The organism is Enterobacter sp. DNB-S2 (genome assembly GCF_019443845.1).
In the GTDB taxonomy this organism is placed as follows: domain Bacteria; phylum Pseudomonadota; class Gammaproteobacteria; order Enterobacterales; family Enterobacteriaceae; genus Enterobacter; species Enterobacter asburiae_B.
Map to the genome: position 1 here is coordinate 1,196,445 of NZ_CP050520.1, position 21,156 is coordinate 1,217,600.

A 21,156-nucleotide genomic window follows, 5' to 3' on the forward strand; every position below is an offset into this window, starting at 1 on the left:
TCCGCCCAGGCGGATGCGGAGGAATGACTATGTTTAAAAATATCACCCGGCAGCTGCAGGCCCTGCTGAGCCGCCACCTGCCACACCGTCTTGTTCAGCGCGACCCGCTGCCAAACGCCAAAAACATGGCGGGGGCGGCGATCCCCGCGTCCCTGACCGAACGCTGCCTGAACGTGGCGGCGATGGATGAAAACGAAGTCTGGCGCGCGTTCGGCGGACACCCGGAAGGGCTAAACGCGGCCGAAGTGGAAAAAATCCGCGCCGTGCACGGCGATAACCAGATCCCGGCGCAAAAGCCGTCTCCGTGGTGGGTGCACCTGTGGCTCTGCTACCGCAACCCGTTCAACCTGCTGCTGACCGTGCTCGGCCTCATCTCCTACGCGACGGAAGATCTGTTTGCCGCAGGGGTGATTGCCCTGATGGTGGGTATCTCCACGCTGCTGAACTTTATTCAGGAAGCCCGCTCCACCAAAGCGGCGGACGCCCTGAAGGCGATGGTCAGCAACACCGCGACCGTCTCGCGCGTGATTAACGATCTCGGCGAAAACGCCTGGGTGGAGCTGCCTATCGACCAGCTGGTGCCGGGCGATCTGGTGAAGCTGGCCGCGGGGGACATGATCCCGGCGGATTTACGCATTATCCAGGCGCGCGATCTGTTCGTCGCTCAGGCCTCCCTGACCGGGGAATCCCTGCCCGTTGAAAAGGTAGCGCGCAGCCGCGACCCGCAGCAGATGAACCCGCTCGAGTGCGACACCCTGTGCTTTATGGGCACCACGGTGGTCAGCGGCACCGCGCAGGCGATTGTCACCGCCACCGGGGGCGACACCTGGTTTGGTCAGCTTGCCGGGCGCGTCAGCGAGCAGGAGAGCGAGCCAAACGCCTTCCAGAAAGGGATTGGCCGCGTCAGCATGCTGCTGATCCGCTTTATGATGGTGATGACGCCGATCGTGCTGCTGATCAACGGCTACACCAAAGGCGACTGGTGGGAGGCGGCCCTGTTTGCGCTCTCCGTGGCCGTTGGCCTGACGCCGGAAATGCTGCCGATGATCGTCACCTCCACGCTGGCGCGCGGGGCGGTGAAGCTCTCTAAACAGAAAGTGATCGTCAAACACCTCGACGCCATTCAAAACTTTGGCGCGATGGACATCCTCTGCACCGATAAAACCGGCACCCTGACGCAGGACAAAATCGTGCTGGAGAACCACACCGATATCTCCGGCAAAACCAGCGAGCGCGTCCTGCACAGCGCGTGGCTGAACAGCCATTACCAGACCGGGCTGAAAAACCTGCTCGACGTCGCGGTGCTGGAAGGGGTGGACGAGGAATCCGCCCGCTCGCTCTCCGGCCGCTGGCAGAAGGTGGATGAGATCCCGTTCGACTTCGAGCGCCGCCGCATGTCGGTGGTGGTGAGCGAGCAGACGGACGTGCATCAGCTGATCTGCAAAGGGGCGCTGCAGGAGATCCTCAACGTGTCGACGCAGGTTCGCTATAACGGCGACATCGTGCCGCTGGACGACACCATGCTGCGCCGTATCAGGCGCGTCACCGACAACCTGAACCGTCAGGGGCTGCGCGTGGTGGCGGTCGCGAGCAAGTTCCTGCCCGCGCGCGAGGGTGACTATCAGCGTATCGATGAATCCGATCTGATCCTCGAGGGTTACATCGCCTTCCTCGATCCGCCGAAAGAGACCACCGCGCCAGCGCTGAAAGCGCTGAAGGCGAGCGGTATTACCGTCAAAATTCTCACCGGCGACAGCGAGCTGGTGGCGGCCAAAGTGTGCCATGAAGTGGGGCTGGACGCGGGCGACGTGGTGGTGGGAAGCGATATTGAGCACCTGTCCGACGACGAGCTGGCGAAGCTTGCCCAGCGTACCACGCTGTTTGCCCGCCTGACGCCGATGCACAAAGAGCGCATCGTCACCCTTCTTAAGCGTGAAGGGCACGTGGTGGGCTTTATGGGCGACGGCATCAACGACGCGCCCGCGCTGCGTGCGGCGGACATCGGTATCTCCGTCGATGGCGCGGTGGATATCGCCCGCGAAGCGGCGGATATTATCCTGCTGGAAAAGAGCCTGATGGTGCTGGAGGAGGGCGTGATCGAAGGGCGCCGTACCTTCGCCAATATGCTCAAGTACATCAAGATGACCGCCAGCTCCAACTTCGGTAACGTCTTCAGCGTGCTGGTGGCGAGCGCGTTTCTGCCGTTCCTGCCGATGCTGCCGTTGCATCTGCTGATCCAGAACCTGATGTACGACGTGTCTCAGGTGGCGATCCCGTTTGATAACGTGGACGACGAGCAGATCCAGAAGCCGCAGCACTGGAACCCGGCGGATCTGGGGCGCTTTATGCTGTTCTTTGGGCCGATCAGCTCCATCTTCGATATCCTGACCTTCTGCCTGATGTGGTTTGTGTTCCACGCCAACACCCCGGAACACCAGACGCTGTTCCAGTCCGGCTGGTTCGTGGTAGGTCTGCTGTCGCAGACGCTGATTGTGCACATGATCCGCACCCGCCGCATTCCGTTTATCCAGAGCCGCGCCGCGTGGCCGCTGATTGTGATGACGGGCATTGTGATGGCTCTCGGCATCGCGCTGCCGTTCTCGCCGCTGGCAGGCTACCTGCAGCTTCAGGCGCTGCCGCTGAGCTACTTCCCGTGGCTGGTGGCGATCCTCGCGGGCTATATGGTGCTGACGCAGATGGTGAAAGGATTCTATGCGCGTCGGTATGGATGGCAGTAATTTTTTACCCTCACCCTAACCCTCTCCCTGAAAGGGAGAGGGGACCGCTCGGTGTCGCCTTTCACCCTCGCTCATTTGGGGAGAGGGGGCTGGCTTTCCTCCCAAATTCAACAACCTGTGATCTCCGTCGGCGCATTCGCTTGACGACAAATTGAGCGCATGTTAACAGAATGTTTTGCCTTTATTTGGCCCGTCAGATAAGGAACATTCATGTTACGGTACAGTCTCTTAACCGCCGGGCTGATGCTCGGCGCCTCTGCGTTTGCCGCCCCGGCAGGCGATCTCCCTTTGATGCCCTGGCCTGCGAAGGTCGAGCGCCCGACGACCCAGGGCGCGCTGGTGCTCAACAACAACGTATCCATTAGCGTCAGCGGGGACGATCTCGGTGACGCCGTCAACCGCCTGCGCCAGCGCATTGCCCTGCAAACCGGCTGGACGCTGCAGCCCCAGGCCGACAAGCCTGAAAAGCCGACCATCCGCATCGCGATTGCCAAAAAGGTAAAACCGCAGCCGCTGCCGGACAGCGATGAAAGCTATAAGCTCACGGTGGATGCTAACGGCGTCGATATCTCCGCCAACACCCGCTTCGGCGCGCTGCGCGCCATGGAAACCCTGCTCCAGCTGATGCAGAACGGGGCGGAAAACACCTCGCTGCCGTGGGTCACCATTGAAGATTCGCCGCGCTTCCCGTGGCGCGGGCTGCTGCTCGACTCGGCGCGCCACTTTATTCCGCTGCCGGATATCAAGCGCCAGATCGACGGCATGGCCGCGGCGAAGCTCAACGTCCTGCACTGGCACCTGACCGACGATCAGGGCTGGCGCTTCAGCTCGAAGCGCTACCCTAAGCTGACGCAGCTTGCTAGCGACGGGCTGTTCTACACGCCTGAACAGATGCGCGAGGTGGTGCGATACGCCGCCGAGCGCGGTATTCGCGTGGTGCCGGAAATCGACATGCCGGGCCACGCCTCGGCGATTGCCGTAGCCTATCCGGAGCTGATGAGCGCCCCGGGGCCGTACGCCATGGAGCGCCACTGGGGCGTGCTGAAGCCGGTTTTAGATCCCACAAAAGAGGCAACCTACGCCTTTGCTGACGCGATGGTCAGCGAACTGGCGGCGATCTTCCCCGATCCGTATCTGCATATCGGCGGCGATGAGGTCGACGACAGCCAGTGGAAAGCGAATGCCGCGATCCAGAATTTCATGCGCGACAACAGGCTGGCGGACAGCCACGCGCTGCAGGCGTATTTCAACCGCAAGCTGGAAACGATCCTTGAGAAGCATCACCGGCAGATGGTCGGCTGGGACGAGATCTATCATCCCGACCTGCCGAAAAGCATTCTGATCCAGTCCTGGCAGGGGCAGGACGCGCTGGGGCAGGTGGCGCAAAACGGCTACAAGGGCATTCTCTCGACCGGTTTCTATCTCGACCAGCCCCAGTCCACCGCCTATCACTACCGCAACGAAATTGTCCCGCAGGGGCTGAACGGCGTGGATGTGATTGCAGACACGGACAGCGTCCAGAGCTGGGCCTTCTCCATGCCGCGCCTGAAGGGCAAGCCGGTGGAGGGGAGCTTCACGCTGGTGAAAGGGGACGCAGGCTGGCGCGGATTTATTGATTTTGCCGGGAAATCGCGCCGCGCGGTGCAGGATATTGAATGGCGCGATGACAGCCAGGTGACCTTCACCGTCGACACGTGGATGGGCGAGACGCGCCCTGTGGTTTCCGTTGATAACGACAAGCTCACCGGCTATTTCCTGGTGGGGAATACGCGTTACCCAATCAGCGGCACGCGTCTGGAGGACGTGCCGAAAGGCGTTCCGCCGGTCGTGCCGGACGTGGCGAACCAGGCCAACCTGCTCGGCGGTGAAGCGGCGCTGTGGGCGGAAAACGTGGTGGCGCCGGTGCTGGATATCCGACTGTGGCCGCGCACCTTTGCGGTGGCGGAGCGGCTGTGGTCCGCGCAGGACGTCAACGACGTCGACAACATGTACACCCGCCTGCAGGCGATGGACAGCTGGTCGACGGTGTCCGTCGGGCTGCAGCAGCATACCCAGCAGCAGGTGCAGTTCACGCGCCTCGCCGGTAATGCCGACACGCTGCCGCTGCAGATCCTCGCTCAGGCGGTAGAGCCCGCGCAGTATTACACCCGCCAGCACCTGAAGTTCCAGGCGGGAAATTATCATCAGTTCGAACCGCTCAACCGCTTCGCCGATGCGCTGAACGCCGAAAGCGCCACGGTGCGGCAGATGAACAAATGGGCGGACCGCCTGGTGAGCGATGCGGAAGATGCGGAAAGCGCCGACGCGCTGCGCCACGTCTTTAATCGCTGGCAGAGCAACACCAGCGACGCGCTGGCGCTAAGCGAAAACAGCTATCAGCTGAAGGCCATGAAGCCGGTGATCCAGGAGGTGGATAAGCTGGCCTCGATTGGCCTGCGCCTGACGGATCTGGTCGCGCGCCAGGGCACGCTGGATGATAAAGAAATAGCGTCGATTCAGAGCGAGCTGGATAACGCGGCGAAGGTTCAGGACGAAGTGGTGATTGCGGCGGTCTATCCGCTGGAGACGCTGCTCAGGGCGACGCGGAATCAGTAGCAAGCAACAAAAAAGGCAGCCTGAGCTGCCTTTTTTTATCGCCAAAGCGAATTAGCGACGTACGGCGATCGCTTCGATTTCAATTTTCACGTCTTTTGGCAGACGGGCCACTTCCACGCAGGAGCGCGCCGGGAAGGTGGCGTTGTGTTCGGTGAAGAACGCTTCGTAAGTGGCGTTAACGGTCGCGAAATCGTTCAGATCCTTCACGAAAACGGTGGTTTTCACGATATCGCCCACTTTCAGACCGGCAGATTCAACGATAGCCTGCACGTTTTCCAGCGACTGACGCGCCTGTGCCGCGACGTCTTCCGGCACCGCGCCGGTTTTTGGGTTCACCGGGATCTGACCGGAAGTGATGATCATGCTACCCAGATCAACGCCCTGAACGTAAGGGCCGATAGCCGCTGGTGCATTTTCCGTCGCGAGTACTTTGCTCATGTTTTCTCCAGAATTACAGCGTTAAGAATGTTCCCGGCCATTATAACAGCCGGGATTTCATTACCAACCTCAATTAGTTGGCCAGCACCACATAATGAGAAAACTCTTTTTCGCAGTATTTGCATTTGAGCGCGATGTCATCGGCGCGTTTTTTCACTGCAAAGCTGGAAGAAACCGGCTCAGCATGACTGATGCAGTTGCTGTTCGGGCAGACCAGCACGCTTTCGATGCGATCCGGCAGGCTCGGACGGGATTTGCCGACCACTTCATACTCGTCGATACGGTTGACGGTGGCGTCCGGCGCGTACAGCGACAGCTGGTTGACCTGCTCGTCGGTCAGGAAGGTGTTCTCGATTTTGATCAGGTCCTTGCGGCCCATCTCGCCCGACGGCAGGTTCAGGCCGATGGTGATGCGCTGGTCGGTTTCGGTCAGTTTGAACAGCGTCAGCAGCTTAAAGCCCACCTGCGCAGGGATGTGGTCAATCACGGTGCCGCGCTTGATGGCTTCAACCTGGAGTTTGTTATCGTGTGTCATGGTCGTTTCCCCTTACAGTGCCAATTCGCGATTCAGAACCAGTGCCAGTAACGCCTGGCGGGCGAAGATGCCGTTTCCGGCCTGCTGGAAGTACCAGGCGTGCGGCGTCTTATCCACGTCTGTGGTGATCTCATCGATGCGCGGCAGCGGATGCAGCACCTTCATATTGTCGCGCGCGCCCTCGAGGTCGCTGGCGCGCAGCACGAACTGCGCCTTCACGTTGGCGTATTCGGACGGATCCAGACGCTCTTTCTGCACGCGGGTCATGTAGAGAATATCCACGTGGCTCATCACCTCTTCGATGCTGGCGTGCAGGCTCCACTGAATGCCTTTTTCGTCCAGCATGTCGAGAATGTACTGCGGCATCGCCAGCGCGTCAGGCGCGATGAAGAAGAAGCGGTTGCCGTTAAATTTCGCCAGCGCCTGGGTCAGGGAGTGGACGGTGCGGCCATATTTCAGGTCGCCGACCATGGCGATATTCAGGTTCTCGAGCTTGCCCTGCGTCTCCTGAATGGTGAACAGATCCAGCAGGGTCTGCGTCGGGTGCTGGTTGGCACCGTCACCGGCGTTCAGCACCGGAATGCCGCCGGAAAACTCGGTCGCCAGGCGCGCCGCGCCCTCCTGCGGATGACGCATCACAATCGCGTCGACGTAGGTGCTGATCACTGAAATGGTGTCCGCCAGGGTTTCGCCTTTTTTACCCAGCGACGTGTTGCTGCTGTCCGAGAAGCCCACCACGCTCGCGCCCAGGCGGTGCATGGAGGTTTCAAAGGAGAGGCGGGTGCGGGTCGAGGCTTCGAAGAAGCAGCTCGCAATCACCTTGTGCTTCAGCAGCTCCGGTTGCGGATTGGCCTTCAGTTTTGCCGCGGTTTCCAGAACCAGTTCCAGCTCTTCGCGGCTGAGGTCGTTTATGGAAATGATGTGTTTTTGATAAAGCGGATTCATGTTTATCTCCTGACGCCGGGCAAAAAAAAGCCCCTCAAATGAGGGGCTCTGGGAATAGGTTTAGCAACGGGAAGAAAAACGGCAGGCCAGCGTCTGATTTCAGACGCGGTAAGACGTTATGTCGTACACGCTTGACCATGCTTCCTCCCGGCAAATTGTCGGGCATTATACGCAGCTCGTTTTTCGGATCAAGCGATTTAATGCACGCTTTACTCAATGCAAACGGTTCTTTATGAATATTAATGCGTTCTGAGTAAATAATTAATTTGCTTATGCACCAGTGCGGTGCGCTTCACGACCCGGGGAGCGACCCAGACGATACTGCTGCCGGCCACCACGCCTAAAATTTCCGGCAGCTGGTGATAATCCAGAATACGCGCCACCGCGCGGCCATATCCGGCGACGGTGTGCACAAGGATAAACTCGCTATTGTGCTCGACGCTGACCACCATTTCGGACACGGTACGCGCGGCGTCGGGGGCAGGGCGCAGCTGGGGATTCAGCGAATAAATCTTTAGCCCTTTGGCATTTCGAATTTTTATGACGCCGAGCAATTTAAGCAAACGTGAAACGGTGGACTGGCTGATGGTCTCAAAACCACGCTCCTGCAAATCCCGGCGGATCTCCTCCTGAGAGAGATAGCTTTTTTCTGCGATCAGGCGCTGGCAGACCGTCAGCTGTAGTTGCTCTTTGGGAGAGTACTCTTCGTAATCCATCATAGTTCCCATATCAGTTCCTGAAATAACCGGTGGCACCGCACCGATCCGTAGGCCGGATAAGCGCAGCGCCATCCGGCAAATCACAACAAGGCACCCAGACTTAACGCCACCATAATCACCACCGTTAAAATGCCCAGCAGCGGCGCCACCCATTTCAGATAGCGCACGTAGGGCACGCGGGCGATGGCCAGCCCGCCCATCACGACGGCAGAAGTGGGCGTGACGAGGTTAACGATGCCGGAGGCCGACTGGTAAGCCGTCACCACCAGGTCGCGGTTGACGTTAGCGAAATCGGCAAGCGGCGCCATGATCGGCATCGTCAGAACGGCCAGGCCGGATGAAGAAGGCACAAGAAACGACAGCACGACCTCCAGCCAGTACATCACGTTGATAAACGCTACCGTGGACAACCCGCTGACCAGCCCTTCCGCGCTGTGCAAAATGGTGTGGGTAATCATGCCCTTATCCATGATGACTACGATACCGCGCGCGATGCCGATAATCAGCGCGACGCCCAGCAAATCTCGCGCGCCGTTGATAAACGTCGACGTCAGCTCCTCTTCGCTCATGCGGGCAATCAGGCCGACGATAATCGCGCTGGCGAGAAATACCGCTGAGATCTCCGCCATCCACCAGCCCAGCACCGCCACGCCGTAGATCATCACCGCGAAGGCGAGGGCGAAAATCACCAGGATGATTTTGCGCACCGGGGTGAATTCCAGCGACTGTTCGCCCTTGTCGCCGAGGAAGTGGGCGCGGTTCTCTTCCTGTTTGTCTGCGACGATCGACAGCGACGGATCCTGGCGCACCTTACGGGCGTAACGCATCACCCACGCCACGCAGATGACCCAGCCGATGACCAGCAGCGCCACGCGCAGGGCGATGCCGTTAGTGAAGGGGATCCCGGCGGCGTTGGCGGCGATCACCGTGGCAAACGGGTTAATGGTAGAGCCGAGCGTGCCGATCCCCGCCCCGAGCAGCACGGTGGACGCGGCGACAACCGGATCGAACCGGGCGGCCAGCATCACCGGTACCAGCAGGGTGTAGAACGGCAGCGACTCTTCGGCCATGCCGTAAATGGTGCCACCTGCGGCAAACAGCGCCATCAGGATCGGGATCATCCACTCCTCGCGGCCGCGCAGCCGGGTGGTGACGCGCTCGATCCCGGCGTCAATCGCCCCGGTTTTGGTGACGATCCCGAGAAAACCGCCGATGATCAGGATAAACAGCGCGACGTCGATCGCCCCGGCCTGGCCGGAGACCGGATCGTACAGCCCGGCGATGGGCGCCATCAGGACGGAAACCAGCCCCTGCGGATGTGCCGCCACGTGCGCGTACGTTCCGGCAATCGGGACTTCTTTACCGAGGGTTTCGTTCATCGCCATCTGGTACTGACCGGCGGGGACGACCCAGCTCAGCGCCGCCACAACGGCAATCAGGAAAAAGAGAATGGTGTAAGCGGAGGGAAACTTAAACTTGCCCATGATGTTCTCCTTAAACCCGGCGCACCGCGCGGCGCGCCGGGCGGTGATTAGTCGCCGAGTGTCGCCACCATGACCGCTTTAATGGTGTGCATGCGGTTCTCTGCTTCGTCGAAGACGATGGAGTTCGGTGATTCGAAGACCTCTTCCGTCACCTCCAGCCCCTTCAGGCCGTAGGCCATCTCGATCTCGCGGCCCACTTTGGTGTGTTCGTTGTGGAACGCCGGCAGGCAGTGCATAAACTTGACGTTCGGGTTGCCGGTGGCCTTCATCACGTCCGCGTTGATTTGATACGGCTTCATCAGGCTGACGCGCTCGGCCCAGGCCTCCTTCGGCTCGCCCATGGAGACCCACACGTCGGTGTAGAGGAAATCGGTCCCCTGCACGCCTTCTTCCACGTCGTCGGTGAGGGTGATGCGCGCGCCCGTCTCTTTCTCGATGGCGCGGCACTGCTCAACCAGCCCGGCTTCCGGCCAGAAGGATTTCGGTGCGACGAGGCGGATATCCATCCCCATCTTGGCCGCGCCGACCATCAGCGAGTTGCCCATGTTGTTGCGCGCGTCGCCCAGGTAGGCAAAGCTCAGCTCCGGCAGGGTTTTGCCCGGCGCGTGCTCCAGCATGGTCATCAGGTCGGCGAGGATCTGCGTTGGGTGGAACTCGTCGGTCAGGCCGTTCCACACCGGCACGCCCGCGTATTCGCCCAGCTCTTCGACGATGGCCTGGCCGTAGCCGCGGTATTCGATGCCGTCATACATGCGGCCCAGCACGCGGGCGGTGTCTTTCATCGACTCTTTATGGCCGATCTGCGAGCCGCTTGGGCCGAGATAGGTCACCTGCGCGCCCTGGTCGAACGCGCCCACTTCGAATGCGCAGCGGGTGCGGGTGGAGGTTTTTTCAAAAATCAGGGCGATGTTTTTCCCGACCAGGGTTTGCTTTTCGCGCCCGGCTTTTTTGGCGGCCTTCAGCTCGATGGCGAGGTCGATCAGGTACTGGATCTCCGCCGGGGTGTAGTCCAGCAGTTTCAGGAAGTTGCGGTTTTTCAGGTTGATGGTCATGTGGGAAATCCTTTTAAAAATTAGCTGTCTGATGCCCTCACCCCGGCCCTCTCCCACAGGGAGAGGGGGGCTTACATTCCCTCTCCCTTAGGGAGAGGGTGAGGGGAAAACGACTCAGTTACGAATCAACGTGCCTTTCTCGCCCGCCAGGATCTCAGCGCCGTCGGCCAGCGCGCCGATCCCGGCAATGCCGTTGCAGGCTTCTACAAACTCGCGGCAGGCGGCCACTTTCGGCCCCATCGATCCGGCGTCGAACTGCATGCCTCTGAGCAGCTCCGGCGTCACCTGCGCCAGCGGGCGCTGGGTCGGCTTGCCCCAGTCGAGGTACACCGCGTCGGCATCGGTCAGGATCAGCAGGGCGTCGGCCTCGATCTGGCGCGCCAGCAGGGCGGCGGAGAGGTCTTTGTCGATCACCGCCTCAATGCCGCGATAGCCGTTGGCGTTCTCCACTACCGGCACGCCGCCGCCGCCATTGCAGATCACCAGGTGATCGCGCTGGATCAGCGCCGTGATGGCGTCGCTCTCGACGATGCGCTTCGGCTGCGGTGACGGCACCACGCGGCGGACGTAGCTTCCGTCGGCCTTAAACACCCAGCCTTTTTCCGCCGCCAGGCTTTTCGCCTGGGCTTCGCTGTACACCGGGCCGATGTATTTGGTCGGGTTGCTTAAGGCCGGGTCGGCGGCGTCCACTTCCACCTGGGTGAGCAGGACGCTCACCTCGCGCTGCGGCAGATTGTTTTTCAGCGCCTGCTGGAGCATGTAGCCGATCATTCCCTGGCTTTCGGCGCCGAGAACGTCCAGCGGGTAGGGCGTGACTTTGTCGTAGGCGCTGTTCTGTAGCGCCAGCAGCCCGACCTGCGGCCCGTTGCCGTGCACCAGCACCACGCGCCACTGTTCTGTTAATCCGGCGATGGTGCGCGCGGCCTGCTCGATGTTCTGACGCTGGATTTCGGCTTCCAGCGGCTCGCCGCGCTTGAGCAGCGCGTTGCCGCCCAGGGCCACTACCAGAGTGGGTTTTCGTTCCATGATGGCTCCTTTAAATTCCGTCGCGTTCCAGCGGGCAGCTCATGCAGCGCGCGCCGCCGCGACCGCGTCCGAGCTCATCGCCCGGGATAGGCAGCACGGTGATGCCCGCTTTGTCGTACTTCTCGTTGGTCCAGACGTTGCGCTCGTAGCCAATCACCACGCCCGGGCGGATGGTCAGCACGTTGTTGGCGTCGTTCCACTGCTCGCGTTCGGCTTCAAAGGCGTCGCCGCCGGTGGTGATCAGGCGCACCTGGTTAATGCCGAGCGCTTTCTCGATGGCGTGCAGCAGGTCGGTTTCCTGGGTGCGCAGCAGGCCGCCGCGTCCGTCCGGGGTAAGCGTCCAGCACTGGGCGTCCTTGCGCACCACTTCCGGGTAGACGGAGAAGGTGTCCACGTCGATGTGGGTCATGACGGTGTCGAGGTGCATGCAGGAGCGGTGTTTTGGCAGCTCAACGGCGATCACGCGCTCGGCCTGACGGTGTTTGAACAGGCTGTTGGCGAGGAACTCCACGCCCTGCGGCGTCGTGCGCTCGGACATGCCGATCAATACCGCCCCGCGGCCAATCACCAGTACGTCGCCGCCTTCTAGCGTGGCGTGGTCGTAATTAATATTCTCGTCGCCGAAATACTTAATAAAATCGCCGTCGGCAAACGCCGGGTGCCAGCGATATATTGCCCGCAGGTTATTGGTTTCACGCTGACGGGCCGGTTTCGCCATTGGGTTAATAGAGACGCCGTTATAAATCCAGCACGAGGTATCGCGGGTAAATAAATGGTTCGGCAGCGGCTTCATAATAAAATCATTCGCCGTGTGGGTATCCACCACCATATTTTTAATGGCCGCCGGAATTTCGCCGTAGGTTAATCCGCCGCTTAATCTGCGCGCCAGTTCGCGGTGCGGCATATCCGCCAGCCAGCCGCGGACGTCGCCGGCAAAGGTCGGGCCGAGGCGATAGTCAGAGATTTGGGTGTCCAGAAGCCAGGCTTTCGCTTCTGCAATATCAAGGGTTTGTGTCAGAAGGTCGGTCAACAGCAGGACTTCCACACCCTGCTCGCGCAGCGTGTTGGCGAAGATGTCATGCTCCTCACCCGCCCGCTCAACCGAGAGCACGTCATCGAAAAGCAACTCCTGACAGTTTGATGGCGTTAAACGTTTCAGACTTAAATTAGGACGATGCAGCATAACGCTACGCAATTGACCAATTTCAGAACCGACGTAATGCTTTTCCATAATTATTCCTTTAACTGTTTTTCAGAATAAAAAGGGCATGCGCCATGTGATGTGTTTAATTTCATGGCGGCTAAGCTCAATTGATTTCGTGATTCATACTAGGCAGTTAAATAATCCGTATTGTGATATCGCTCACGCGAAACCGGATATTAAGGGGTTTGTTTTCATTTGCATGATTCGCATCAGATAATGATTAATTTCATATTATTGAGGGGTGAATAGCTAAGCAGGATTCGGTGGCATTATTTGAGATTGTTATTATTTTGTAGATTTTAATCTTTTGAAATACAATGTTATGCATCTGATTTTAAATGAAAAACATCATGATCAAGAATGGCTATGCAATTAACGTAATTAACTATTTTCGACTTAAGGAAAATCAATAAATAATTATGGTTTTTTAGAGCAAATTATCAAATCAGTAAAGTGTGAGACGGCAACGGGTTTTGTTAATTAGAGAGCATGATCAAGAGGTTAGAACAGCCGTCCGACAAGCGCTGATCGAGGTTATGCATAACCCCTGCATAATTGCCTGGACAGGATTAACAGTGGGTTAACACCTTTCCCGATAAACATGCGCTCGCGCAAACCTCTTCGAAAAAGGGCTGGTATGGCAGTCTTAACTCTCGTATAAAAGATAAAAATGAAACGTTGTTTTACATAGAGGGATTTCACATGATTATCGGCAACATCCACCATCTGCAGCCCTGGCTGCCTGACGCGCTGCGCCAGGCGATTGAGCACGTTAAAGCCCACGTCACTGACGCCACGCCGCTCGGGAAACACGACATCAACGGCAGCAGCCTGTTCTATCTGGTCTCGGAAGATATGACCCAGCCGTTCGCCGAGCGCCGCGCCGAGTACCACGCGCGCTATCTGGACATCCAGATAATTATGAAGGGCCAGGAAGGGATGACCTTCAGCACCCTGCCGCACGGTGCGCCCGACACCGACTGGCTGGCGGAGAAAGACATCGCGTTCCTGCCGGAAGGCGAGCAGGAGAAAACCGTGGTGCTGAGCGAAGGGGATTTTGTGGTGTTCTGGCCGGGTGAAGTGCATAAGCCGCTGTGCGCGGTGGGCGCGCCTGCGAAGGTGCGCAAGGTTGTTGTGAAAATGCTGATTAGCTAATCGGGTTTACTCCCTCTCCCTGTGGGAGAGGGCCGTATCGGTGCTTGATTTGCCCGGTGGCGCTGCGCTTACCGGGCCTACGATTATTGATATCGTTGCACAAAGTAGGCCGGGTAAGCGCAGCGCCACCCGGCAAGAAAGGCGCACTGAACCACTAGAGTGATAAGAACTTTGTTTGGCTCATTTAGAGATAGCCAGATTTCTTGAAAAATCCGCATTAGAAACTGACTGTACCTTCCATAAGTTGTTTTCTTTAACCATGCAGTCTATGACTACGTGCTCCTGCTTTTTGCCAAATGCAATGTATACGTTGACACAAACTGGATCGGTATCCCCGGCTATGGCTGTTACATTCTGGGGCCAGTCATCGCCAACGTATTGCGCTTTTAAAAACATATCGGCTTCGTAAAACTCTTCGTCGGCATAACGCGGATCCTGCGTATGACGGAGTTTTTTCATTGTTGATGCTGTGACATATTTATCTATTTCGTTTCCATCAGTAATGGGAAATGCATCTTTGTTGATATGATTAACGTACCAGCTGTTAAATTTTACAGCACGCTCAATCGGGTCAGAGTGGACAGCCATTACAGAGAAAGAAAATATGAAGAGAAGCAGTAAGATATTTTTCATATCAGTAGTGCCTGTAAAGGGTGATTTTTGGCTGTATCTTACGATATGTCTGGCCGGGATAAAGGCTGTTCTGTTTAAAATCTGAATACCAGGTACCCGATCCGTCGTAGATACATGCATGCCCATTCTGATGCGCACCTGGTAATGCGTCAATTACTGCGACATCACCCTCAATGGGTGTGCCGTACGCCTTGCTGAATCCTGCCTTCTCAAGAGAGCGCCAGAAGTTTTTTGCATCAGCACCATCAATTTTCAAACCTCCGGCACGAATAGCTGCAGCGACGGCGCGAGCGCAGTAACCCGTACTGTTATGATGTGCGTGGCTGCGGGCATATGACACAGCTTCATGCTTATTCCATGACATAAAATAATCCTTATTTTATTAACGAAACGTAGTAATAAGGAAACATTACACCGGATATTTACAATGGTTTGTAATTGATAATGATCTAATATTAACCATCATTAATCTAATAAATAATGGTTAATAAAATTATAAATACATATTATGGTTGATGCTTATCTGAGGATGCGTCAGTAAAATGATTTTTTTTTGCGCGTAAACTGGAAATGATTATCTGCTGAAAAATAATTCAGCAGATAATCACCATCTCAAGGTAAGAGAGAGGCTCACTCCCCAAGCGTCGCCACCATCACCGCCTTAATCGTATGCATCCGGTTTTCCGCCTGGTCGAACACGATGCTCGCCGCCGACTCAAACACCTCGTCCGTCACCTCCATCCCGCCGTGCAGGTCGAACTCTTTCGCCATCTGCTTGCCGAGCGTGGTCTGGTCGTCATGGAATGCCGGCAGACAGTGCAGGAACTTCACGTCCGGGTTGCCGGTCAGCGCCATCATCTGCGCGTTCACCTGATACCCGCGCAGCAGCGCAATCCGCTCCGCCCACTTCTCTTTGGCTTCGCCCATCGACACCCACACGTCGGTGTAGATAAAGTCCGCGCCCTTCACGCCCGCCGCCACGTCTTCCGTCAGCGTGATTTTTCCGCCGTGCTTCTCCGCCAGCGCGCTGCACTCCGCCACCAGGCTCTCTTCCGGCCAGCAGGCTTTCGGCGCCACCAGGCGCAGATCCAGCCCGGTCAGCGCTGCCGCTTCCAGCATCGAGTTGCCCATGTTGTTGCGCGCATCGCCCGCGTAGACCAGCGTCATCTCGTTAAACGCCTTGCCCGGCAGGTGCTCCTGCATGGTCAGCAGGTCCGCCAGCAGCTGGGTCGGATGGAACTCGTTGGTCAGCCCGTTCCACACCGGCACGCCCGCGTACTGCGCCAGCGTTTCGACTACTTCCTGGCCGTGACCGCGATACTGAATGCCGTCGTACATCCGCCCGAGCACGCGCGCGGTGTCCTTAATTGACTCTTTATGCCCAATCTGGCTGCCGCTCGGCCCTAAATAGGTGATGCGCGCGCCCTGGTCAAATGCGGCAACTTCGAAAGAGCAACGTGTACGGGTCGAGTCTTTTTCGAAGATGAGCGCGATGTTTTTACCGGTAAGCTTCTGTACTTCCTTGCCATTTTTTTTATCGGCTTTGAGCTGTGCGGCAAGGGTCAGCAGAGAAGTGAACTGTGCAGGGGTAAAGTCGAGCAATTTCAGAAAGTGTTTCTTGTATAAATCGGACATTTTATCCTCGCATGGCGAACGCCACTTATTGAATTAAAATTCACTTTATATGTGTAATTATTCATTTGCAACCCCGTTTCACAAATCTTTCTTACAAAGGTGGAGGCAAACCCGTCCGTGTGTGAAAATAGAAGTATCTGCCGCACTTTAAAGAGGATTGAGCCATGGCAAACCCGGAACACCTGGAAGAGCAACGCGAAGAGACGCGTCTGATTATTGAAGAACTGCTGGAAGACGGTAGCGATCCGGACGCGCTGTACACCATCGAGCACCATTTCTCTGCGGATGATTTCGACGCGCTGGAAAAACTGGCCGTGGAAGCCTTCAAGCTGGGTTACGAAGTGACCGAGCCGGAAGAGCTGGAAGTGGAAGAGGGCGACACCGTCATCTGCTGCGACATCCTGAGCGAAGGCGCGCTGAAGGCGGAGCTGATCGACGCGCAGGTAGAACAGCTGATGAACCTGGCCGAGAAGTTTGAAGTGGAATACGACGGCTGGGGAACCTACTTCGAAGATCCGAACGGTGAAGACGGCGAAGAAGGCGACGACGAAGATTACGTCGACGAAGACGACGACGGCGTGCGTCACTAAGCGTTTCAGGCGGTGGCGCGCGCCACCGCTTTTTCAAGGCAGAACCATGGATTACCCGCAGATACTCGCCCCCGTACTCAGCTTCCTCCAGTGCCCGACCCCGCAAGCATGGATTGATAAAGCCCGCGACCCGGCAAACCTGCCGCTGCTGCTCACCGACCACATGGTGTGCGAGCTCAAGGCCGCCCAGACCGCGCTGCTGCTGGTGCGTAAATACGTCGCCGACGAAAGCGGTGCCGACGCGCTGCTCGACTGGCTTAAACCCTACGAACAGTTCACCTTCCGCGACGGCCCGGAGCCAGACTTCATCGCCCTGCACAAGCAGATTGGCAAAAGCGTGATGCCCAAAACCGACGACCCGTGGGGCCAGGCGCTCATCGACAGCATGGTGCTGCTGATTAAAGAGGAGCTGCACCACTTCTGGCAGGTGCGCGAGGCGATGCTGGCCCGTGATATTCCGTACGTCAAAATCACCGCCAGCCGCTACGCCAAAGGGATGCTGAAGGACGTGCGCACCCACGAACCGCTGACGCTGATCGACAAGCTCATCTGCGGCGCCTACATCGAAGCCCGCTCCTGCGAACGCTTCGCCGCGCTGGCTCCGTTCCTCGATGATGACCTGCAGAAGTTCTATCTCTCGCTGCTGCGCTCGGAAGCGCGCCATTATCAGGACTACCTGACGCTGGCCCAGCAGGTGAGCGACGACGATATCTCACCGCGCATACAGCTTTTTGGCGAAATTGAAGCCACACTTATCTCGACACCGGACAACGAGTTTCGCTTCCACAGCGGCGTGCCGGTGTAAACCGGCACAACTCAAGGATAAGGATGCGAGATGAATAAAACGTGGACCCGTACCGTGATGGTTGTTGTGGTGGCCGCCGCCGTGGCGTTCTGGGTGTTCTTCGACAGGCAGCGCGCTCCGGAACGGCAGATGGATTCCGCCCTTAACGCGATGCCCGCCTGGCAGGTGATTAAGGAGCAGGAGCCCGCGCTGCATCAGCGCATCCTCGACCAGATGGCCGCCCTGCAAAAAGCGGGCGAGCCGGAGCAGCAGATTATCGACACCATCCAGCCGCAGATCCTGCATCTGCAGATGTCGCGCCTGCAAAACGCCCCGGACGCCAACGTGGTGAACTACATGACCATCAATATGGAGCAGACCGCCGCCATCCAGAAGGTGAGCGACGACGCCTGCTTCCGCTTCCTCTACCCGACGGTGAAGGGCGGCGTGAACCCGATGCGCATGCTGGATAAGGACCTGATGGCGCGGCGCATGCAGGCCGACGCCGATATGATGCGCGCGGCCTACGGCAAAAACCGCCACACCGTGACCCCAGCAGAACGCGAGGCGGCTGTTGAGGACGTGCGGCCGATTATGAAAGAGCTTGCCGATAAGTACGGCGAGGACATCCAGCTGCTGCAGATGCCGGAGAAGGCGGCGGGCAAAGAGAAGCTCTCCTGCGATATGGTGCAGGAGATGTGGGCGAAGGTGCTGGCGCTGCCGGAGCAGAAGGCGGCGGGGGTGATTCGGCTGGCGGTGTCTGAGCTGGAGTGACGAAGGACGCTGGTTTTTTGGGCACTTAGCGCGGGTTTAGCGCGTCGTCGCTTGCATGGCGGCGCGCGACAGGTATAATCCACAACGTTTCCGCATCCCCTTCAGTGCCGAAGTGGCGAAATCGGTAGACGCAGTTGATTCAAAATCAACCGTAGAAATACGTGCCGGTTCGAGTCCGGCCTTCGGCACCAAAAGATGCAAATCAAAGTCGCTTAAGGGCGGCTTTTTTTGTGTCTGAAATCCAGTATCCACAAGGCTTTCCTCGCTTTTTCACTCAACCTAAGTCAACTTGATTCAATTTAAATCAACTAACTGATGCGGGTACAACTGCGGGTATATCGCGGTTCGATAATGTTTATACCCACACAGAACCTTTGAAAGGATACTCATCATGGCTCTGAGTGATGTGAAGGTTCGTTCGGCTAAGCCTGAAGCAAAAGCCTATAAACTCACTGACGGCGACGGTATGGTTTTGCTGGTTCACCCGAATGGCTCAAAATACTGGCGGCTGCGTTATCGTTTTGGCGGTAAAGAAAAGATGCTGGCTTTAGGGAAATACCCCGAGGTTTCGCTGGCGGATGCCAGGGCTCGTCGCGATGAAGCCCGTAAGCTGTTAGCTAACGGCGTCGATCCCAGTGAGAACAAGAAAGCCGTCAAAGTCGAGCAGGAACAAGAGGCGATAACGTTTGAAGTGGTTGCCAGAGACTGGCATGCCAGCAACCAGAAATGGTCGGCATCGCATAGCGCTCGTGTATTGAAAAGCCTGGAAGATAATCTCTTCGCTGCTATCGGTAAGCGGAACATTGCTGAGTTGAAGACACGGGATTTGCTTGTGCCCATCAAAGCGGTGGAGTCATCTGGGCGTCTTGAAGTCGCCGCCCGTTTACAGCAGCGGACTACCGCGATTATGCGCTTTGCAGTGCAGAGCGGCTTAATCGACTATAACCCCGCGCAAGAGATTGCCGGTGCGGTTGCTACGGCAAAAAGACAGCACCGTGCTGCATTAGAACTTAACCGCATTCCTGAATTACTTCATCGCATCGATCACTATTCTGGTAGACCGTTAACTCGACTGGCGGTTGAGCTCACTTTGTTGGTTTTCATCCGTTCAAGCGAGCTGCGATTTGCCCGTTGGTCAGAAGTGGATTTTGAAACAGCTATGTGGACGATTCCGGGCGAGCGTGAGCCACTGGAAGGAGTTAAGCATTCTCAACGCGGTTCGAAGATGAGGACTCCTCATCTTGTTCCCTTGTCGCGTCAGGCCTTAGCTATTTTGGAAAAGATCAAAAGCATGAATGGAAACCGAGAGCTGATCTTCTTTGGCGATCACGATCCAAGTAAGCCGATGAGTGAGAACACGGTGAACAAGGCTTTGCGAGTTATGGGCTATGACACCAAAACGGAAGTATGTGGACATGGTTTCAGGACGATGGCGTGTAGTTCACTTATTGAATCAGGATTGTGGTCGAGGGATGCAGTGGAGCGGCAGATGAGCCATCAGGAACGTAGCTCTGTTCGGGCTGCTTACATCCATAAGGCGGAGCATCTCGGGGAGCGTAGATTAATGTTGCAGTGGTGGGCTGATTTTCTGGATGCGAATCGGGAGAAGCAGACTTCACCATTTGATTATTCTAAGATTTACAAACAGTCTTTTGACGATAGATAAATATGAATTATTAAGAGAACCCAAGTCAAAATTTACAGAGATTAGTATTAATAATCAACTGCTGTTTGTTCAGACTTGGGTTGTATAATTAGAAAATAACCCCAGATTGTATTTCTTTAACGAGTTCTCCCACGGAGAATACTTTCCAACCATCGACTTTTACCGGTGTTAAATTTACTGCAATTTTTGAAACCGGCCAGGCAGCTTCTACGGTAGCAATAATTTCATGCTCCGCGTTTTGTAAGTCTAATCCCGGAACTGGTGGCGGGTATCCTTTGTGTTGCATAATGTTTATATCACCATGAATCGATGGATCTGTCAGATCGTAAATATCCTTCCAGGATTCAGCCTTCAAAAGCCCTTGTTGGGAACGTAAGCGTTGAATGATTGCCATGTCAGCCTGAGTGACAAATATTCCTTCGTGCAAAGGTTGCTTTCGATGGCAATCTTTACACAAGACGAGTAGATTTTCAGCTGAGTTATCATATTTAATACCATTTTTGTGGTGAACATCGCATAGACTTTTCATGGACATTAAATTCACACCACAATCATTACATTTGTAGTTAGCTTGTTCTCGAGTAGTTCTGGATATATCCTTCCAATTTTCTACATAGCCGCTATTTGATTTATCATAGATTCCTTTAGGCATATGGCGAAAGCAGGTACTATAATCTGAAAAAAATTCATTCAAAGAAAATGATTTAAATATTACTCTTTTCTGTTGTTTATCTATACTTCCTTTGTAATTAAGGCGTTCTAGGCAGTTCATACAAACTTTAAGAGCGACATCTTGGCTCCGACCGAGCCCATCATCAATTTCAAATAAGCCATCAACACGATTTGTTGCATGATACCGTTCAAATCGATTTTTTTGGCGCATGTCATCTAATGTTCTACACCAGGCAATATGAAATCGCTTCCCTTTCTCTCCATCTTCAATAGCCGCATCATAACGTCCGGTATGGTCTCTAATATACAAAAGAACCTGTCTCCCTTGGTAGGAAATAAGACCACTGCCGGGATCAAGATCTTCAATTCTAACTTCTTTACCTGCAGAAAGTTCGATATCAATTGGATCAAAAACTACAGGCGTTTCGTCAAGGAAAAAATCAACGCCTTCCGGCAACATTTTTCTTCCTAACTGAATAAGTTCAGAAATGTCGATAGATAATTTCATCTC

The 21,156-nt window shown here is 56.3% G+C and carries 21 protein-coding genes, 1 tRNA gene and 1 pseudogene; 9 read left to right on the plus strand and 14 right to left on the minus strand.

The window, feature by feature from the left end; genetic code table 11:
• The first annotated feature begins 29 nt into the window (after positions 1-29).
• Both mgtA and HB664_RS05710 read left to right on the plus strand, forming a co-directional pair.
• On the plus strand, positions 30-2,738 hold the full coding sequence (gene mgtA, locus HB664_RS05705; RefSeq protein WP_219940460.1) for a magnesium-translocating P-type ATPase: 2,709 nt from the start codon (positions 30-32) through the stop codon (positions 2,736-2,738).
• Between the two features lie 210 nt (positions 2,739-2,948).
• Positions 2,949-5,333, plus strand: coding sequence for a beta-N-acetylhexosaminidase (locus tag HB664_RS05710; protein WP_219940461.1), 2,385 nt, complete (start codon positions 2,949-2,951; stop codon positions 5,331-5,333).
• Positions 5,334-5,384: 51 nt separating this feature from the next.
• On the opposite strand, the gene ridA is transcribed toward HB664_RS05710, so the two are convergent.
• The 4 genes from ridA to HB664_RS05730 form a co-directional block, all read right to left on the minus strand.
• Positions 5,385-5,771 (minus strand): 2-iminobutanoate/2-iminopropanoate deaminase, encoded by a 387-nt coding sequence (ridA, locus tag HB664_RS05715; RefSeq protein ID WP_008501391.1) that lies wholly within the window; start codon positions 5,769-5,771, stop codon positions 5,385-5,387.
• Positions 5,772-5,844: 73 nt separating this feature from the next.
• Complete coding sequence (gene pyrI / locus HB664_RS05720) at positions 5,845-6,306, minus strand: aspartate carbamoyltransferase regulatory subunit (protein WP_023310197.1); 462 nt, start codon at positions 6,304-6,306, stop codon at positions 5,845-5,847.
• 12 nt (positions 6,307-6,318) lie between these two features.
• A complete protein-coding gene (gene pyrB / locus HB664_RS05725) occupies positions 6,319-7,251 on the minus strand; it encodes an aspartate carbamoyltransferase (RefSeq protein WP_023310198.1) in 933 nt (310 codons plus the stop codon).
• Positions 7,252-7,285: 34 nt separating this feature from the next.
• The gene (locus tag HB664_RS05730) at positions 7,286-7,390 is read right to left on the minus strand and encodes a pyrBI operon leader peptide (protein WP_022646880.1); all 105 of its coding nucleotides are present in this window, start codon (positions 7,388-7,390) and stop codon (positions 7,286-7,288) included.
• Between HB664_RS05730 and HB664_RS05735 the strand changes: the two are divergent.
• Positions 7,370-7,487: pseudogene (locus tag HB664_RS05735) on the plus strand (hypothetical protein). The gene HB664_RS05730 and the pseudogene HB664_RS05735 overlap by 21 nt on opposite strands.
• A gap of 3 nt (positions 7,488-7,490) precedes the next feature.
• On the opposite strand, the gene HB664_RS05740 reads toward HB664_RS05735, so the two are convergent.
• The 5 genes from HB664_RS05740 to arcA all read right to left on the minus strand — a co-directional run bounded on the left by HB664_RS05740 (position 7,491) and on the right by arcA (position 12,763).
• Positions 7,491-7,970: an arginine repressor gene (locus tag HB664_RS05740; protein WP_029739272.1), complete on the minus strand. Its 480-nt coding sequence runs from the start codon at positions 7,968-7,970 to the stop codon at positions 7,491-7,493.
• 80 nt (positions 7,971-8,050) lie between these two features.
• Complete coding sequence (locus HB664_RS05745) at positions 8,051-9,454, minus strand: YfcC family protein (protein WP_033144505.1); 1,404 nt, start codon at positions 9,452-9,454, stop codon at positions 8,051-8,053.
• A 47-nt stretch (positions 9,455-9,501) separates the two neighbouring features.
• A complete protein-coding gene (gene argF / locus HB664_RS05750; protein ID WP_219940462.1) occupies positions 9,502-10,506 on the minus strand; it encodes an ornithine carbamoyltransferase in 1,005 nt (334 codons plus the stop codon).
• Between the two features lie 114 nt (positions 10,507-10,620).
• Entirely contained in the window at positions 10,621-11,532 is a 912-nt protein-coding gene (arcC, locus tag HB664_RS05755) for a carbamate kinase (RefSeq protein ID WP_219940463.1), read from the minus strand.
• A 10-nt stretch (positions 11,533-11,542) separates the two neighbouring features.
• Positions 11,543-12,763: an arginine deiminase gene (gene arcA, locus HB664_RS05760; protein WP_029739276.1), complete on the minus strand. Its 1,221-nt coding sequence runs from the start codon at positions 12,761-12,763 to the stop codon at positions 11,543-11,545.
• A 675-nt stretch (positions 12,764-13,438) separates the two neighbouring features.
• Between arcA and HB664_RS05765 the strand changes: the two genes are divergently transcribed.
• Positions 13,439-13,891, plus strand: coding sequence for a YhcH/YjgK/YiaL family protein (locus HB664_RS05765; protein WP_219940464.1), 453 nt, complete (start codon positions 13,439-13,441; stop codon positions 13,889-13,891).
• A 180-nt stretch (positions 13,892-14,071) separates the two neighbouring features.
• On the opposite strand, the gene HB664_RS05770 is transcribed toward HB664_RS05765, so the two are convergent.
• From HB664_RS05770 to argL, 4 genes are all read right to left on the minus strand, one after another.
• Positions 14,072-14,524, minus strand: a complete 453-nt coding sequence (locus HB664_RS05770; RefSeq protein WP_219940465.1) for a DUF3828 domain-containing protein — start codon at positions 14,522-14,524, stop codon at positions 14,072-14,074.
• Between the two features lies 1 nt (position 14,525).
• Complete coding sequence (locus HB664_RS05775; RefSeq protein WP_219940466.1) at positions 14,526-14,888, minus strand: CHAP domain-containing protein; 363 nt, start codon at positions 14,886-14,888, stop codon at positions 14,526-14,528.
• 266 nt (positions 14,889-15,154) lie between these two features.
• Positions 15,155-16,159 (minus strand): ornithine carbamoyltransferase, encoded by a 1,005-nt coding sequence (argF, locus tag HB664_RS05780; protein WP_219940467.1) that lies wholly within the window; start codon positions 16,157-16,159, stop codon positions 15,155-15,157.
• On the minus strand, positions 16,129-16,224 hold the full coding sequence (gene argL, locus HB664_RS05785; protein WP_213328991.1) for a putative translational regulatory protein ArgL: 96 nt from the start codon (positions 16,222-16,224) through the stop codon (positions 16,129-16,131). Before argL ends, argF (HB664_RS05780) begins: the two co-directional genes overlap by 31 nt.
• 99 nt (positions 16,225-16,323) lie before the next feature.
• Here argL and rraB point away from each other — a divergent pair, with 99 nt between their 5' ends.
• The 5 genes from rraB to HB664_RS05810 all read left to right on the plus strand — a co-directional run bounded on the left by rraB (position 16,324) and on the right by HB664_RS05810 (position 19,973).
• Positions 16,324-16,749: a ribonuclease E inhibitor RraB gene (gene rraB / locus HB664_RS05790; protein ID WP_029739283.1), complete on the plus strand. Its 426-nt coding sequence runs from the start codon at positions 16,324-16,326 to the stop codon at positions 16,747-16,749.
• A 46-nt stretch (positions 16,750-16,795) separates the two neighbouring features.
• Positions 16,796-17,554, plus strand: a complete 759-nt coding sequence (miaE, locus tag HB664_RS05795; RefSeq protein ID WP_219940468.1) for a tRNA isopentenyl-2-thiomethyl-A-37 hydroxylase MiaE — start codon at positions 16,796-16,798, stop codon at positions 17,552-17,554.
• A 30-nt stretch (positions 17,555-17,584) separates the two neighbouring features.
• Positions 17,585-18,307 (plus strand): hypothetical protein, encoded by a 723-nt coding sequence (locus tag HB664_RS05800; RefSeq protein WP_032662492.1) that lies wholly within the window; start codon positions 17,585-17,587, stop codon positions 18,305-18,307.
• Between the two features lie 106 nt (positions 18,308-18,413).
• Positions 18,414-18,498 (plus strand) — tRNA-Leu (locus tag HB664_RS05805).
• A 200-nt stretch (positions 18,499-18,698) separates the two neighbouring features.
• A complete protein-coding gene (locus HB664_RS05810; protein WP_087652725.1) occupies positions 18,699-19,973 on the plus strand; it encodes an integrase arm-type DNA-binding domain-containing protein in 1,275 nt (424 codons plus the stop codon).
• Positions 19,974-20,061: 88 nt separating this feature from the next.
• On the opposite strand, the gene zorE is transcribed toward HB664_RS05810, so the two are convergent.
• Entirely contained in the window at positions 20,062-21,153 is a 1,092-nt protein-coding gene (gene zorE / locus HB664_RS05815; protein WP_048291768.1) for a type II Zorya anti-phage system protein ZorE, read from the minus strand.
• Positions 21,154-21,156 lie beyond the last annotated feature (3 nt).

Coding starts and splice junctions, on each gene's coding strand:
- mgtA (WP_219940460.1), top strand. CDS start 30: ATGTTTAAAAATATCACCCGGCAGCTGCAGGCCCTGCTGAGCCGCCAC.
- HB664_RS05710 (WP_219940461.1), top strand. CDS start 2,949: ATGTTACGGTACAGTCTCTTAACCGCCGGGCTGATGCTCGGCGCCTCT.
- ridA (WP_008501391.1), bottom strand. CDS start 5,771: ATGAGCAAAGTACTCGCGACGGAAAATGCACCAGCGGCTATCGGCCCT.
- pyrI (WP_023310197.1), bottom strand. CDS start 6,306: ATGACACACGATAACAAACTCCAGGTTGAAGCCATCAAGCGCGGCACC.
- pyrB (WP_023310198.1), bottom strand. CDS start 7,251: ATGAATCCGCTTTATCAAAAACACATCATTTCCATAAACGACCTCAGC.
- HB664_RS05730 (WP_022646880.1), bottom strand. CDS start 7,390: ATGGTCAAGCGTGTACGACATAACGTCTTACCGCGTCTGAAATCAGAC.
- HB664_RS05740 (WP_029739272.1), bottom strand. CDS start 7,970: ATGATGGATTACGAAGAGTACTCTCCCAAAGAGCAACTACAGCTGACG.
- HB664_RS05745 (WP_033144505.1), bottom strand. CDS start 9,454: ATGGGCAAGTTTAAGTTTCCCTCCGCTTACACCATTCTCTTTTTCCTG.
- argF (WP_219940462.1), bottom strand. CDS start 10,506: ATGACCATCAACCTGAAAAACCGCAACTTCCTGAAACTGCTGGACTAC.
- arcC (WP_219940463.1), bottom strand. CDS start 11,532: ATGGAACGAAAACCCACTCTGGTAGTGGCCCTGGGCGGCAACGCGCTG.
- arcA (WP_029739276.1), bottom strand. CDS start 12,763: ATGGAAAAGCATTACGTCGGTTCTGAAATTGGTCAATTGCGTAGCGTT.
- HB664_RS05765 (WP_219940464.1), top strand. CDS start 13,439: ATGATTATCGGCAACATCCACCATCTGCAGCCCTGGCTGCCTGACGCG.
- HB664_RS05770 (WP_219940465.1), bottom strand. CDS start 14,524: ATGAAAAATATCTTACTGCTTCTCTTCATATTTTCTTTCTCTGTAATG.
- HB664_RS05775 (WP_219940466.1), bottom strand. CDS start 14,888: ATGTCATGGAATAAGCATGAAGCTGTGTCATATGCCCGCAGCCACGCA.
- argF (WP_219940467.1), bottom strand. CDS start 16,159: ATGTCCGATTTATACAAGAAACACTTTCTGAAATTGCTCGACTTTACC.
- argL (WP_213328991.1), bottom strand. CDS start 16,224: ATGAATAATTACACATATAAAGTGAATTTTAATTCAATAAGTGGCGTT.
- rraB (WP_029739283.1), top strand. CDS start 16,324: ATGGCAAACCCGGAACACCTGGAAGAGCAACGCGAAGAGACGCGTCTG.
- miaE (WP_219940468.1), top strand. CDS start 16,796: ATGGATTACCCGCAGATACTCGCCCCCGTACTCAGCTTCCTCCAGTGC.
- HB664_RS05800 (WP_032662492.1), top strand. CDS start 17,585: ATGAATAAAACGTGGACCCGTACCGTGATGGTTGTTGTGGTGGCCGCC.
- HB664_RS05810 (WP_087652725.1), top strand. CDS start 18,699: ATGGCTCTGAGTGATGTGAAGGTTCGTTCGGCTAAGCCTGAAGCAAAA.
- zorE (WP_048291768.1), bottom strand. CDS start 21,153: ATGAAATTATCTATCGACATTTCTGAACTTATTCAGTTAGGAAGAAAA.